Here is a 14,541-nt window from a genome sequence, read left to right on the forward strand (position 1 = left end):
GCGAAAGCCACTTTCGCAACCTTCAACGTCGCGAAAGTGGCTTTCGCATCACGTCACCCTTTGGGAAGCCCCTCCGACCACCGCTCAGGCCCCCGGCCGGTTCCCGGTGGGGATCGTGATGGGGGTGGTCGTCGGCGAGGTGCCCTTGTTGAGGAACAACATCGCCAGCGCGCGCACCAGTTGGTCGAACATGTAGAAACCGGCGGGCATGACCGGGATCAGCCCCTCGCGGAAGGCGATGTAGGCGGGCCACGCGGTGCGGATGAGGGCGGCGGACGCGTAGTCGCGGCGCAGCCCGAGCCAGTCGCCGATCGCGTCGCTCAGCACGTAGCGCACGAATTCGTTGAGGAACCCGCGAGTGACGCCCAGATCGATCTGCGCGGTCAGTCCGAGCAGGTCTTCGGCGAGCTCTTTCCCTTCGTGCGACGGGGAAAGGATCGGGGTGAGCACCTGCGCCGACTGCGCGTGCGCGGCGGCCCACGTCTTCGGGATGAACTCCTCCCGTACGCCGAGGAGGTGGATGGCGACCTGCCACATGTGGAGGAAGGCCTCTTCGTCGGCGGCCGACATCGGGACCTTCCACTCGCGCAGCTTCCGGTGCACGTAGGTGCCGAGGCTGTGGAAGGTGACCAGGATGTCGCCGTTGCTGATCGGGATGCGCTCGTCCGCGACGGCCTTCCAGTGCGCCGACTGCGGCAGGAGATGCCGAACCGCGGCGTGCACGAGCCGGGTCTTGTTGGCGGTGACCACGAACTGGCCGTCGGGCTCGAAGGCGTTCAGGTCGCTCAGGTCGTAGCCGAAGGTGAACGTCTTGGCCGCGCGATCCTGCATGTCGGCCCCGCCCGCGGACCAGTAGACCGATTTGGCCTCACGCGGGATGACGGTGCTCATGATGCCGCTGCCGAGCCCGTACAGCATGAACAGGTAGGTGTCCTTGCGCCGGTTGAAATCGGCCGCGCGGCGCAGTTTCGCAGGGTCGGCCCAGGACGGCAGCTTGTGGACGCGCTGGAGGAAGCCCGTCAGGTCGGCGGGCAGGCCGCCGGGCAGCGGATCGTTGTTGTCCACCCAGGACTTCATCGCGGTGTTGACCGCCGGAACCTGGCCCGCTTCGAGGATCCCGGCCATGATGCGGTCGATTTCGTCGTCCCAGACCCACCACGGGTCGGCGGCCGAACCGGATTGCGTCGCACCCCAGGCCGGTGCGACGCTCGCCGCGCCGACCAGTCCCAAGGCGACACCGAGGGACAGAACATTCCTCCTGCTGAGATCGCTCATTTACTGACCTAACTTCCTTGGTAGGTATCCGATGAGTGATTCGCTAGTGATGTGCGCGTTTCCCGTCCAGGTCGCGGAGCGAACCCTTGACCACTTTCCCGCCCGCGTTGCGCGGGAGTTCGGGGACCACGACGAGATCCTTGGGCATTTTGAACGACGCGAGCCTGCCGTCGAGGAATTCGACCAGTTCCGCCAAGGACGGTGCGATATCCGCCGGGGTGGTGACGAACGCGACCGGAACCTGGCCCCAGCGCTCGTCGGCCCGGCCGATCACGGCGACCTCCAGTACCGACGGATGCGCGGAGATCGCGTTCTCCAGTTCGGCGCAGTAGATGTTCTCGCCGCCGCTGATGATCATGTCCTTCTTGCGGTCGACCACCCAGATGAAACCTTCTTCGTCCTGGGAGACCAAATCGCCGGAGTGGAACCAGCCACCGGCGAAGGCTTCCGCGGTCTCCCGTGGTTTCTTCCAGTACCCCTTGGTCACCGTCGGACCGCGATAGACGATCTCGCCGACCTCGCCCGGTGCGACGTCGTTCATGTCGTCGTCCACGACGCGGTATTGGAGGGTCGGGATCGGTTTGCCGACGGAGCCGAGTTTGCGCATCGAGTCCTCGCCGCTGAGGACGCACGTGATCGGGGAGGTCTCGGTCTGGCCGAACACGGCCACGTTGAGGGCGCCGGGGAATTTTTCGGCCATGGCGAGCAGTGTCGCCTTCGTCGCGGGAGCCGCGCCCCAGCTGATGATCCGCAGCTTCAGATCCCGCTCGGCGATGTCCGGCTGGGCGCAGATCAGGTCCCATTGCTGGGGAACGTTGAACACCACGGTGGCGCCTTCGCGTTCGTAGGCGTCGAGCACCGCGCCCGGATCGAAGGCACCCAGTGGATGGATCACGACCACGCCGCCGACCAGGAAGTTCGCCACGATCGACCCCAGGCCCGCGATGTGGAAGAAGGGCGCGGTCAGGAAGGCGACGTCGGTGTCGTCGAAGATCTTCATCGCCTGGATGCAGGTGATCGCCTGCGTCTGCAGGTTGCGATGGGAGAGCATCACCCCTTTCGGTCTGCCGGTCGTGCCCGAGGTGTACATGATCAGCGCCGTCGACTCCTCGCTGACGTCGGGCAGTTCCAGCGGTTCGTGCGCGGCCAGGAATTCCTCGTACGACTCGCCGATGACGAGCACCGTCCCGATCGCCGCGGCGTTCGGAGCGGCGTCGAGCAGGGGCAGCAACCGCTCGTCGACGACGATGGCGGACGGTGTGCAGTCGGCCAGGATGTAGTCGAGCTCCGCCGGTGCGAGCCGGAAGCTGAGCGGGACTGCCATGGCGCCGAGGCTGTTCGCCGCGAACACGGTTTCCACGAACCACGGGTGATTCAACGTCAGCGTGGCCACCCGATGGCCCTCGTCGACACCGCGGGCAGCGAGACCGGCGGCCAACCGCAAGGACCGGAGCGACAGCTCCGCCCAGGTGGTCGTCTCCCCGAGGTACCGCAGCGCGGGCTTGTCCGGTCGCATCATCGCGTGCGTCGCCGCGTGCGCCATCCAGTGGTGCCGGAAGGACGAGGCGGGAGCCGAAGCGGTCGACATGGCCATCCTCAGGTGTCGGAACGGGACTGGTCGCGAAGTCAGTATGCATGCCAAACCGCCGGTTGAGAACCCATAAGTTAATCGAGAATCACATCGGGCCACGGGTCTGGCCGGACATTTCCCGTGGTGGTGATCCGGTTCGTGGTTGACTTCCCCGCATGGTCCCGTCCCCGTGCGCAGCCGATCGGAACCCGCGATGAGCGCCGACTCGACCGCGGCCGTCCGGCCACGGAACCGCAAGCAGACGATCGTCGACGCGGCCGGGCGGATCTTCAGCGAACACGGCTACCATGCGGCGTCGATGGAGGAGATCGCCGCCGACGTCGGCATCACCGCGGCGGCCCTGTACCGGCACTTCCCGAACAAGTACGCGCTGTTCGCCGCGTGCGCGAACGTCATGGCCGACCGGCTCGCCGCCACCCTCGACGAGGTCGCGCCCGGCGCCCCGCTGGCGGACGTGCTCGCCGCCGTCACGCGGGGCACGGTCACCCATCGCGCGTCGAGCGGCCTGTACCGCTGGGAATCCCGGTATCTCGACCGCGAAGACCGGCACTCGCTCGCGCTGAAGTTCGGGCAGATCGTGGACCGGGTGACCGAAGCGGTGCGGCGGGAGTATCCGCTCCCCGACGCGGGCCTGCGGGCCGTGGCCGCGCTCGGCGTGATCGGGTCCATCACGATGCACCGCACGTCGATCGCCCAGCGCCGGGTGGAAGAGGTGCTGGTGGAGTCGGCGCTGCGGGTGGCCGCGACCGACCCGGCGACGGGCGGTGCGGGCACACACGCCGTCGAGCTGCCGTCCGGCCCGGTGACGCGAACCCGGCGTTCGGAGATCATCGCGGCCGCCATCCCGTTGTTCGAACAGGACGGTTTCGTCAACGTCACGAACGGCCGGATCGCCGAAGCCGTGGGGCTGGTGCCGTCCGCGCTCTACCGGTATTTCCCCGGTAAGGCCGACATTCTCGCCGCCGCGTGCCTCCAGGCGGCGGGGATTCTGTCCGAGGCGGTGGAACAGAACCTGCGCGGTGTCGACGACCCGGGCCGCGCCTTGCTCGCACTGGCGCGGACGTATGTGGCGTACAGCTTCGAGCACACCGCGCTCACGAGCGTCGCCAACGCCGAACTGGCGGGCCTCCCCGCGGCTCTGCAGCGGCCCTTGGTCAGCGCGCAGCGCGAGCATATCGCCGTCTGGGAAAGGGAATTGCGGTCGGCGCGGCCGGAACTCGACCAGCGTCAGGCGAGGGTGCTCGTGCACGCGGGTTTCGGGGTGGTGGTCGAAGCGGGCCGGAGGCTGCGCTGGGAGGACGTCCCCGCCAACCGTGACGCCGTCAGCGCGTTGCTCGTGGGTGCCTTGGGCGTCTGACGAACCCGTCCCTAGGGTTCGCGGTGGCCGAGCCCGGCGGAGATCTGGCGCGCCGCACGGCCGACGACGCGGTTCAGGCCGCGCATCCGGGCGGCGGGCATGTACGGCCGGGTCGCCGAAACGCTGATGGCGCCGGCGATCGCGCCGGTGGCGTCCCGGATCGGCGCCGCGACACAGCGGATCCCCGGTTCGTTGTCCTCCAGGTCCATCGCCACCCCCGACTCCGCGTACTCGCGCATCCGCGCCAGGAAGGCGTCGACGTCCTCCGGACGCACCCGGCCTGGTTCCGCCGGTGTCTCGGCCAGGTACAGCTCCCGCCACTCGGGCGCGGAGTCGAGCAGCAGCGCCATACCGACACCGGTGCGGGTCAACGGCATCCGGTGCCCGATGCGGGAGCGCATCTCCGCGCCCCGTGAACCCGGCAGCTTGTCCAGGTACAGCACGGAATCCCCGTCCCGGACGGCCAGGTGCACCGTGTCCCGCAACTGGTCGGCCAGCTCCTCCAGCACCGGCCTGGCGACCACCGGCAGCGGACTTCCGTGCAGGGCCTGGAAACCCAGCTCGATCAAGGTCGGCCCGAGGGTGTAGCCGTCCCGTCCGCTGCGCAGATAGCCCTCGCCGACCAGCAGCTGGACCAGCCGGTGCGCGGTGCTGCGGCCCAGGCCGGTGTGGTCGACCAGGGCGCGGAGGTCGGCCGCGCCGTTCGCGACCGCGCGGATCACCGCGAGGCCGCGGGCGAGGGTCTGGGTGCCGGGCGGTGCCGTGTCGGACATGGCTGGATCCTACATATAGGGACGTCGATCGCATTATCGGGAACGCGACCGCACGATGTCGCTCGTGACGGACACTGAACCCGCCTTGATCGCGTTCGACTGGGGCACCTCCGCTCAACGCGCCTGGCTGCTCGGCAGAGACGGCGAGATCCTGGCCGCCCGCGACGCCGGGCGCGGACTGCTCACCACGACCGAGGACGTGGACCTCCGGGATCCGCGAGCGAGGGCGGCCGCCTACGAGTCGGCCTTCCGGCAGGCCTGCGGCGACTGGCTGACGGCGTACCCCGGGCTTCCCGCGCTCGCCTCCGGGATGGTGGGCAGCGCGCAGGGCTGGACCGACTCCGGCTATCGCACCGTCCCGGCGGCGCTCGACTTCCCTTCGCTCGTCCCGGTTTCCCACCGCGACGGCGTGCTCCATCTCGTACCGGGACTGCGGATCCCGTCCGGCGAGAACCCGGGCGACGTCATCCGCGGCGAGGAAACGCAACTCGTCGGCGCGCTCGATACGCTCGGGCACCCCGGCGGACCGCTCACCCTGGTGCTCCCCGGCACGCACAGCAAATGGGTCCGAGTCGAGGACGGGCTCGTCACCGGCTTCACCACCGCGATGACCGGTGAACTGTACGGATTGCTGATCGCGCACGGCATCCTCGCCCGCACGGCCGCCGATCCGGTCGCCGACGACGCGGCGTTCTCGCGGGGCCTTGCCGCGGGACGGCGCTCGCGAGGGCTCGCCACCGAGGCGTTCGGCGGCCGCCCGCTCGTGCTCGACGGCGTACTGGCACCGGAGTCGCTGCCCGACTACCTCTCCGGCGTCCTGATCGCCGATGAGGTCTCGCACCTGCTGCGTGACTCGGACGACCACGTCGTGCTCTGTGGAGCCAATGCACTCTGCCGTCGTTATGCCGCCGCTCTCGCCGACAGGGGAGTGGAGGCCACCGTGCTTTCCGAGGAGATCACCGCACGGGGGCTGTGGCGTATCGCGACGGCCGCCGGACTGCTCGATGACCGTCTCGAAAGGACACTGAAGCCGTGACCGGTTTGATCGCGATCCTGCGCGGAGTGACCCCGTCCGAGGTCGTCGGCATCGGCCGGGCGCTCGTCGACGCGGGATTCCCCGTCATCGAGGTGCCACTGAACTCCCCGGAGCCGTTCGAAAGCGTGCGCCTGCTCGCGGACGCGTTCGGCGGAGGGTGCGAGATCGGCGCGGGCACCGTGCTCACCACGGAAGACGTCGGCCGGGCGCGGGCGGCCGGGGCGCGGATGATCGTGGCGCCCAACACCGACCCCGCGGTGATCTCCGCCGCCGTGGCCGAGGGGATGACGCCGTATCCGGGCGTGGCCACGCCCACCGAGGCCTTCGCCGCGGTGGCCGCGGGCGCCCGGAACCTCAAGCTGTTCCCCGCCGACGCCGTCGGGATCGGGGGCATGAAGGCGTGGCGCGCCGTGCTGCCGCGCGAAGTCGGGCTGCTGCCGGTCGGCGGGGTCGACGAAACGAACCTGGCGGACTGGGCCGCCGCCGGGGCGGCCGGGGCGGGGCTGGGTTCCTGCCTCTACCGGCCGGGTGACGACGCGGACGCGGTCGGCGTCCGTGCTCGCGAATTTTCCAGGATCTGGCACCAGGACTAAGGAAGAAACCCATGAAGATCGTGTCAATGACGACATACCAGGTGCCGCCGCGCTGGTCGTTCCTGAAGATCGAGACCGACGAGGGCGTCACCGGCTGGGGCGAACCGGTCCTGGAGGGCCGGGCCGCTTCGGTGGCCGCCACCGTGGAGGAGCTTTCCGATTACCTGATCGGCAAGGATCCCTCGCGGATCGAAGATCTGTGGACGGTCCTCTATCGCGGCGGGTTCTATCGCGGCGGCGGTATCCACATGAGCGCTCTGGCCGGGATCGACCAGGCACTCTGGGACATCAAGGGCAAGGCACTCGGTGTCCCGGTCCACGAACTGCTCGGCGGCCGGGTGCGCGACCGGATCAAGGTGTACTCGTGGATCGGCGGCGACCGGCCCGCCGAGACCGCCCGCGCCGCGCGTGAGGTGGTGGATCGTGGGTTCAGCGCGGTGAAGATGAACGGCACCGAGGAACTGTCCTATCTGGACACCTGGGACAAGGTCGACCGCTGTGTGGCCAATGTGGACGCGGTGCGCCAGGCAGTGGACCCGAACATCGGTATCGGGGTGGACTTCCACGGCCGCGTGCACAAGCCGATGGCCAAGGTCCTGCTGCGTGAACTGGAGCCGTACCGGCTGATGTTCGTCGAGGAACCGGTGCTGTCCGAGCATGTCGACGGTTTCAGCGACGTCCTCCGCAACTCTCCGATCCCCATCGCGCTCGGCGAGCGGCTGTATTCGAGGTGGGATTTCAAGGCGGTCCTGGCCTCGGGCGCCGTCGACATCATCCAGCCGGACCCGTCGCACTGCGGCGGCATAACCGAAGCGCGCAAGATCGCGCACATGGCGGAGGCGTACGACGTCGGCCTGGCGCTGCACTGCCCGCTCGGCCCGATCGCGCTGGCGGCCTGCCTGCAGATCGACGCGGGCTGCTACAACGCGACGATCCAGGAACAGAGCCTCGGCATCCACTACAACACGAGCAACGATCTCCTCGACTACCTGGCCGATCCGTCGGTGTTCGCCTACGAGGACGGGCAGGTCGCGATCCCCGGTGGGCCGGGGCTCGGCATCGAGATCAACGAAGAGTACGTCGCCGAACGGGCGGCCGAGGGACATCGCTGGCGGAATCCGGTGTGGCGGCACACCGACGGCTCGTTCGCGGAATGGTGAGCGCGATGACCACCGCCGTCCAAGCCACGGTGCGCCCGACCCGGTTCCGGGTGCTCATCGCGGTGATGTTGTTCATCACCGTCGTCATCAACTACCTGGACCGCTCGAACCTGTCGATCGCGATGCCCGCGATCGCCGGCGAACTCGACCTGACGAAAGCGGAGCAGGGCCTGCTCCTGTCGGCCTTCGGCTGGACCTACGCCGCGTTGCAGCTGCCCGGTGGCTGGCTGGTCGACAAGATCCCGCCGCGGCTGCTCTATCCGGCCTGTTTGATCCTGTGGTCGCTCGCGACGTTCTTCATGGGGATCATCGGCGGATTCGTGGCGCTGATCGCGTTGCGGCTGATGGTCGGGGTCTTCGAGGCACCCGCCTATCCGATCAACAGCAAGATCGCGACCGTCTGGTTCCCGGAACGCGAACGCGCCACGGCCATCGGTTTCTACACCTCGGGCCAGTTCATCGGCCTCGCGCTGCTGACACCGGTGCTGTCCTGGCTGCAGACCGTGCTTTCGTGGCACTGGGTGTTCATCGCCACTGGCCTGGTCGGCATCCTCTGGGCGGTGCTCTGGTACGCGAAGTACCGGGAGCCGCGCGACTCGCGGGCCAACGAGGCCGAGGTCGAGCTGATCCGCTCCGGCGGCGGCCTGGTGGATCTACCGCGTGAGCGCCCCGAACGGACTCGCATCACGCGAGCGGATCTGGCGACCGTGCTCGGCAGCCGGAAGCTGTGGGGAATCTACTTCGGACAGTTCTGCCTGACCTCGACGCTCTGGTTCTTCCTCACCTGGTTCCCCACGTATCTCGTCGAATACCGGGAAATGGACTACATCAAGTCCGGCTTCCTGGCGTCGCTGCCGTTCATCGCGGCGCTGGTCGGTGTGCTGGCTTCCGGTGTCCTGTCGGATTTCCTGGTGCGCCGCGGTGCCTCGCTCGGCGTGGCGAGGAAAGGTCCCATCATCGCCGGTCTGCTGCTGAGCACCGTGATGGTCACGGCGGGCTTCACCGACTCGACCACGCTGGTCATTGTCATCCTGTCGATCGCCTTCTTCGGCAACGGGCTCGCGTCGATCACCTGGTCACTGGTCTCCGCGCTGGCCCCGCGACGGCTGCTCGGGCTGACCGGCGGGATGTTCAACTTCATCGGGAACCTGTCGTCGATCGCCACCCCGATCGTCATCGGCCTGATCGTCACCGACGACAGCTTCGCCCCCGGTTTCGCCTACATGACCGTCATCACGATCGCGGGGATCCTGTCCTACGTCTTCCTGGTCGGCAAGGTCGAGCGCGTCGCCGAGCGGGGCGCGCGTGGCTGACGAGCCGCACCAGCGTGAATCGTCCGAGAGAGGGAAGTCGCCGAACTGGTCGCGTATCGGTACCCGGTCCTCCGGCATCGGCGTGACTTTCGGCGGAAGCCCTGTGCGAGAACGAGTTCTCCGAGTTTCCGGATCCTGGCGGTCGCCGATGGGCTCGAGCGGGCCGAAGGGCGCGCGAGATCAGGGAGCCCGTCGGGACGCTCGGTCTGGCTATCCCGACAACCGGCGTTCCGGGACGCCTGAGGCTCAGTGGGCCGAACCCGGTGGGAGTAAGAGGCGGTAGACGGGAGCTCCGCAGGCGAGGCGCGCGGTTCGCTTCCTGAGTAGTCTCCACTGGACCCGGTGCACTGTGATCACGTCAGCGAAGAGGTTGAACGGCGGATGAAACACGTCAGGGTGGAAGCGACCGGAACCGGCAACTTCCTTGATCCTCACGCATATCTCGAGCTGTTGCCCAGTCTGGTCGGCGCTCTCCCGCATGGCGCGCGGGCGTTCGCCGCCGATCCGGATCACTACGACTTCTTCAGCAGGCGGTGTGTCAAGGACCTCGTGCCCGACACGCTGCTGCGAGGAGCGACCGCTGGCGAAGGTTGGCTGCAACTGGGCTTCCGCCACAACTGCTGGAAGCACGAAGAAGACCTGAGCCTTCGCTATGTCGGCGTCAGCAGTCTCAGCCTCGACACGATCAGCCAGTCCGATTGGACCGGCTTCGGCGCGGTCACGTTGGATGAGATCTTGCCCCACGAGGACGGATGTAGCCACGAGATTGGCTTCCACGACGGGTCGCTCATCGTCGTCAGTCGTGACTTGACCGCCACCTGGACGCGAGCAGACTGCCCGGACAAGCCGTCGAGTAGCTGACCTCGTCGCTTATTCACCGGCAGTTGAACGGTTTCGCAGTGTCCTTGCCTGATGCCAAGTTGTTGAGTCATCCCGCTTCCTCGGTGTTGCCAGGATTCGCGGAAGCCTGGTCAACGGCCGGCCGGTCGGTTCGACGTTGGGTGTCGTCGCGCTTGGCTGGCAGGAAGGTCAGGCTCCAGACCATAGAGCGCGATAACGTCTCCGTTCCCTGCGGGAGCTCGCGCTGAGGGGCCGTCCTCCACACGGCGTTTCGGGGACGGGCTCACATTTCGCGGTGCCGTGTCGTCGGTTGGGCAGAACACCCACCAAGGCAAAGGAGATCGCGATGAACGCCAGGCTCGACTACTTCGGCAACAAGGTCGGCGGGAAGTTCATGAAGACCATCGTCTCGGCGGGGAGGGGACTCGCCGATTCACCGCTGTCGCTGACCATCCAGGAACTGGTCAGGATGCGCGCGAGCCAGATCAACGGATGCGCGGTGTGCCTGGACATCCACACCAAGGAAGCCGCCGCGGCCGGTGAAACGGACGTGCGGATCAACCTGGTCGCCGTGTGGCGGGAGGCGAACGTCTTCACCGAGGCCGAGCGTGCCGCCCTGGAGGTGACCGAGCAGGCCTGCCGGATGGCCGACGGCGGCGGCGTCAGCGATGAGGCGTGGGCGAACGCCGCCAAGCACTTCGACGAGGACCAGCTCGCCGCGCTGATCGGGGTGATCGCGCTGATCAACGCCTTCAACCGGGTGAACGCCATCGTCCAGAACCCCGGCGGCGACTACCGGGTCGGGCAGTTCGCATGACCACGACCGAGACGGCACGCAATCGGGCGGTGTTCGGCCGCTTTCACGACGCGACCAACTCCGGTGACTTGGCCGTCATCGAGAAGACGATCGACGAGGTCGTCGCGCCGGACGTGGTATTCCACGCGCCGGTGCCGATGGAGACGACGGGGGCGCAGGCACTGAAACAGGTGTGGACGGTGCTGCTGCGCGCGTTCCCCGATCTGCGGGTCACGGCCGAGGACGTGCTCGCCGACGGCGACAAGATCGTCTGCCGGAACACCGTCACCGGAACGCATCGGGGCGAGTTCAGGGGGATGCCCGCCACCGGGAAGCAGGTTTCCTACGGCGAGATCTTCATCCTCCGCTTCGCCGGAGGGCGCGTCGCCGAGATCTGGGGTGTCGTCGACGTCCTCACCCAGCTGCGGCAACTCGGCGCCCTCGCGGCGTAGCGGTCAGGCGTCGGCCCACGGCCGGAGTTTCTCCGGGTTCCGCATTCCCCAGATGCGCTGGATGCGGTCGTCGGCGACGTGGAACGCGAAGACGGCGACGGTCCGCCCGGCCTGCTGGAGCACGAGGCCGGGCCGGCCGTTGACCTCCCGCTCCACCAGGTCGAGACCCGCCGTCAGACGCGCCACCGTGATGAGATAGGACGCCACCTCCTCGCGCCCTTCGAACGGGTGCAGCGCGGCCCTGACGACTCCTCCGCCGTCACTGGCCGCCTTGACGTCCGGGTCGAGGAGACCGATGAGGGCTTCGATGTCCTTGGCTTCCCACGCCTTCTTGAACTCCTTGACGAGGTCCGCCTGCCGGGCGATCGGGGCGGGCACGAGCCGCGTCGCGCGGATGCGGCGGCGGGCGGAGGTGGCCAGCTGGCGGCAGGCGGCCGGGGTGCGGCCGACGATCTCCGCGACCTCGGCGAAGGGGAAGCGGAAGACGTCGTGCAGGACGAACGCGACTCGCTCGGCCGGTGTCAGCGACTCGAGCACGACGAGAAAGGCCATGTTGATCGACTCGTCGAGGGTGATCCGGTCGGCCGGATCGTCGGTGGGCGGACGCAGGGTCGTCCATTCGACATGCCCCGGCAAGGGTTCGGGGAGCCACTCGCCGACGTAGCGTTCCCGTCGCGCGCGGGCCGAGCCGAGGAGGTCCAGGCAGATACGGCCGGCGACGGTCGTCAGCCAGGCGCCGGGGGAGTCGATCGCTTCCCGCTGCGCCGGGGACAAGGCGTACCAGCGGGTGTAGGTCTCCTGCACCACGTCCTCGGCCTCGGAAAGCGAGCCGACCAGGCGATACGCGAGCCCGATCAGCTGGCGCCGTTCACTCACGATCGCCTTCAACGCCGGGTCGAGCGGGCCGTGTGCGCGTTCGTTCATGGGAATTCGCCCCCTGGGTCTCGTGCGCTGTCCCGGGTACGACGAGACACGGCCGCCGGATGTGAGGTCACGTCCGGCGGCGATGGGCTATGCCGTCACCGAGCGGGGGAAGTCCTTGCGCTTGATCTTGGCCCGGCGGCCGTCCGGATGATGGAAGACGATGCCCTCGGCCACGTGCCCTGGAGAGAACCGGCTGTCCAGCGTGGCGAGGAAATCCCGGAGTTCGTGGTAGCTGCGCGGTACCTCCGGGACGGCGGGCGCCTGGAAGTCGAACGGGACGCACCGGTGGTCTTCCAGTCCCAGGGGGTTGCCCTGGATGCGGGGGCCGAGTGCCTCGCTCGGATGCTCCCCGTCCGGCCACCCGGACACGTCGGTGTTCCCGGCCGCCGCGAGGATCCACTTGTCCTCGGCGGAGTCGATGTCGGTATCCACGTACCAGCCGTCCACGATGCCCTGCTGCTTCTGCGCCTTGCTCGGGTTGCGGCGCTTCTCGACCCGGACCAGCTGCCCCGCGCGGACGGTCAGCCGGACGTTGGTGCCATCGAGTTTCTCGGTGCCCACCCCGGCGCCGTCGAACACCCACGCGCACTCGGCGCGAGGTCTGTCGACGACATGGAAGCGCTCGTCGCGCTCGAAAAGCGTGGGGATCTTTTCCATGACGGTCTTCCCTTTCACGACGTGCCCGATGAGTTCCTCAGGAGTGATGGCGCCGAGGGCAAGACCGCCGGCGAGCGCACGGATCAGGTCCGCCACGGAGACGTCTGCTTCGACGGCCACATGCTTCAGCGCCTTCTTCTCCTCAGGGGAGATCCAGGCGACCAGCCGTGACCATCCTTCGGGAGGTGACCATCGGGCCGGCGCCGCGGGGTTTTTGCGCGGCCGGCCCCGTCCACGTGCCTGCTCCACGGGAGGACCCTAGCCCGCTGCGAGAGCTTGTGTCAATTGGCATAACAGAAAATAATCCGCAGGTGAGAGCCCTATTAGCGGGGAACGAGGCGGTCGGTGACCCGCGTGGCGGGTATTCCGGGCCTTCACGGACTCGCGGGGTCAGCGCGCGCCCGCTTCGGTGAGGATCCGGGCGACGGTCGTCTGGCCTTTGGCCCGGGCGTGCGCCACGGGAGTGACGCCCTGCTTGTCGGCGAGGTTCACGTCGGCCCCGGCGGCGACGAGCGCCCGGACCACTTCCTGGTGACGCGGCCCGCCGTCGCCGAGGATGACCGCTTCCAGCAAGGCGGTCCAGCCGAGGTCGTTCACGTGGTCGACGTTGATCCCGCTGCCCGCCACCAGCCGCACGTACTCGGCGTGCCCGCGTTCGGAGGCGGGGATGAGGGAGACACCGCCGTACCGGTTGGTGATGGTCAGGTCCGGCTTCGCCTCGAGCAGCAGCTTCGCCATCGCGACGTTGCCGGTGACTCCGGTGACGAGCCATGGCGTGTCGTGCCGCCCGTCGAGCGCGTTCGGGTCGGCGCCCGCCTTGATGAGGGCTTCGGCGACGTCGACGCGGTTTTCGGTGACGGCGACGAGTAACGGGGTCCGGCCGTGATCGTCCCGTGTCTCCAGGTCGGCGCCCGCGTCGACGGCCTGCCGGACGCGGTTCACGTCGGCTTCGAAGAGCTGGCTCACGGGGACTCCCTGACGGGGTGGCTGGGACGAGGCGGGCGGCGGGACAGTGCCCGGTGCCGGTGGGGGTGGTGCGCTCGGTGCCTGCGGGGAGCAGGCACCGAGCACGAGGGCGGCGAGCAACGCCACGATCGCCCGTTCACCGATCATCAGCGAAGTTCTCCGATGGCGCGCAGCCCGGCCGTGGCGAAGCGCTCGTCGAGGTCGCCGCTGGGCGCGCCGCCGACGCCGATCCCGGCGATCGGGCCGCCGTTCGCGGCGACCGGCACACCGCCGCCGAGGAAGAGCGTGCCGGGGATGTCGCGGATGGTCGGGCCGTCGCCCTGGGCGTTCTTGGCCAGCGCGGACGTGGGCTGGCCGAAGGAGACCGCGGTGAAGGCCTTGCGCTTGGCGGACTCTTCCGTCTGCGGTCCGGCGCCATCGCCCTTGAGCAGCACACGCACGTCACCCGAGCGGTCGACCACGGCCACGGTGATCCGCTGGCCCTCCTTCTCCGCGGCGTCCAGCGTGGCCTGTGCGGCGCGGGTGGCGGCGTCGACGCTGAGCACGCTCGTCTGCACGACGGACTGCTGGGCGGGCGGCTGCGGCTTGTGGTCCTGCGCCTGCGCCGCGCCCACCCCGGTGGCCAGCGCGACGGTCGCGAGGCCTGCCGTCATGCCGAGGACGAGACGAGTGCGGGGGAGCTTGGCGTTCATCGGATTTCCTTTGCGGTGAGGGGGTGTTGCTGTCCCCTACGACTCTCCCGGCCGGCGGGGCGCGGCGAATCGGGAGAGTGGACATCGATCGGACGTCGAGTGATCGGTAGGGGCAT

General features: G+C 68.5%; 15 protein-coding genes. 8 read left to right on the forward strand and 7 right to left on the reverse strand.

Annotated features, from left to right (window positions below; translation table 11 throughout):
* Positions 1–84: 84 nt before the first annotated feature.
* A complete protein-coding gene (locus ACFVM3_RS05205; RefSeq protein ID WP_378435735.1) occupies positions 85–1,275 on the reverse strand; it encodes an oxygenase MpaB family protein in 1,191 nt (396 codons plus the stop codon).
* 43 nt (positions 1,276–1,318) lie between these two features.
* Positions 1,319–2,863, reverse strand: a complete 1,545-nt coding sequence (locus tag ACFVM3_RS05210; RefSeq protein WP_378435737.1) for an AMP-binding protein — start codon at positions 2,861–2,863, stop codon at positions 1,319–1,321.
* A gap of 196 nt (positions 2,864–3,059) precedes the next feature.
* Here ACFVM3_RS05210 and ACFVM3_RS05215 point away from each other — a divergent pair, with 196 nt between their 5' ends.
* Positions 3,060–4,223, forward strand: a complete 1,164-nt coding sequence (locus ACFVM3_RS05215; protein WP_378435739.1) for a TetR/AcrR family transcriptional regulator — start codon at positions 3,060–3,062, stop codon at positions 4,221–4,223.
* Positions 4,224–4,234: 11 nt separating this feature from the next.
* Here ACFVM3_RS05215 and ACFVM3_RS05220 read toward each other — a convergent pair whose 3' ends face one another.
* Positions 4,235–4,996, reverse strand: coding sequence for an IclR family transcriptional regulator (locus ACFVM3_RS05220; RefSeq protein ID WP_378435741.1), 762 nt, complete (start codon positions 4,994–4,996; stop codon positions 4,235–4,237).
* Positions 4,997–5,051: 55 nt separating this feature from the next.
* Between ACFVM3_RS05220 and ACFVM3_RS05225 the strand changes: the two genes are divergently transcribed.
* The 7 genes from ACFVM3_RS05225 to ACFVM3_RS05255 all read left to right on the forward strand — a co-directional run bounded on the left by ACFVM3_RS05225 (position 5,052) and on the right by ACFVM3_RS05255 (position 11,186).
* Positions 5,052–6,032 (forward strand): 2-dehydro-3-deoxygalactonokinase, encoded by a 981-nt coding sequence (locus ACFVM3_RS05225; protein ID WP_378435742.1) that lies wholly within the window; start codon positions 5,052–5,054, stop codon positions 6,030–6,032.
* On the forward strand, positions 6,029–6,625 hold the full coding sequence (locus ACFVM3_RS05230) for a 2-dehydro-3-deoxy-6-phosphogalactonate aldolase (RefSeq protein WP_378435744.1): 597 nt from the start codon (positions 6,029–6,031) through the stop codon (positions 6,623–6,625). The genes ACFVM3_RS05225 and ACFVM3_RS05230 overlap by 4 nt, the downstream gene beginning before the upstream one ends.
* A gap of 11 nt (positions 6,626–6,636) precedes the next feature.
* Positions 6,637–7,785 (forward strand): galactonate dehydratase, encoded by a 1,149-nt coding sequence (dgoD, locus tag ACFVM3_RS05235; protein ID WP_378435745.1) that lies wholly within the window; start codon positions 6,637–6,639, stop codon positions 7,783–7,785.
* A gap of 5 nt (positions 7,786–7,790) precedes the next feature.
* Positions 7,791–9,098, forward strand: a complete 1,308-nt coding sequence (locus ACFVM3_RS05240) for an MFS transporter (RefSeq protein WP_378435747.1) — start codon at positions 7,791–7,793, stop codon at positions 9,096–9,098.
* Positions 9,099–9,479: 381 nt separating this feature from the next.
* Positions 9,480–9,959, forward strand: a complete 480-nt coding sequence (locus ACFVM3_RS05245) for a hypothetical protein (RefSeq protein ID WP_378435749.1) — start codon at positions 9,480–9,482, stop codon at positions 9,957–9,959.
* 325 nt (positions 9,960–10,284) lie between these two features.
* Complete coding sequence (locus ACFVM3_RS05250) at positions 10,285–10,755, forward strand: carboxymuconolactone decarboxylase family protein (protein WP_378435751.1); 471 nt, start codon at positions 10,285–10,287, stop codon at positions 10,753–10,755.
* Complete coding sequence (locus ACFVM3_RS05255; protein ID WP_378435753.1) at positions 10,752–11,186, forward strand: ester cyclase; 435 nt, start codon at positions 10,752–10,754, stop codon at positions 11,184–11,186. The genes ACFVM3_RS05250 and ACFVM3_RS05255 overlap by 4 nt, the downstream gene beginning before the upstream one ends.
* Positions 11,187–11,189: 3 nt before the next feature.
* Here the strand turns inward: ACFVM3_RS05255 and sigJ are convergent, their stop codons facing one another.
* From sigJ to ACFVM3_RS05275, 4 genes are all read right to left on the reverse strand, one after another.
* Positions 11,190–12,110, reverse strand: a complete 921-nt coding sequence (sigJ, locus tag ACFVM3_RS05260; RefSeq protein ID WP_378435755.1) for an RNA polymerase sigma factor SigJ — start codon at positions 12,108–12,110, stop codon at positions 11,190–11,192.
* A gap of 87 nt (positions 12,111–12,197) precedes the next feature.
* Entirely contained in the window at positions 12,198–13,016 is an 819-nt protein-coding gene (locus tag ACFVM3_RS05265; RefSeq protein ID WP_378435757.1) for a hypothetical protein, read from the reverse strand.
* A 141-nt stretch (positions 13,017–13,157) separates the two neighbouring features.
* Complete coding sequence (locus ACFVM3_RS05270; protein ID WP_378435759.1) at positions 13,158–13,733, reverse strand: ankyrin repeat domain-containing protein; 576 nt, start codon at positions 13,731–13,733, stop codon at positions 13,158–13,160.
* A gap of 146 nt (positions 13,734–13,879) precedes the next feature.
* A complete protein-coding gene (locus ACFVM3_RS05275) occupies positions 13,880–14,425 on the reverse strand; it encodes a heme-binding protein (protein ID WP_125681934.1) in 546 nt (181 codons plus the stop codon).
* Positions 14,426–14,541 lie beyond the last annotated feature (116 nt).

This window comes from Amycolatopsis sp. NPDC057786 (assembly GCF_042797905.1).
Lineage (GTDB): Bacteria > Actinomycetota > Actinomycetes > Mycobacteriales > Pseudonocardiaceae > Amycolatopsis.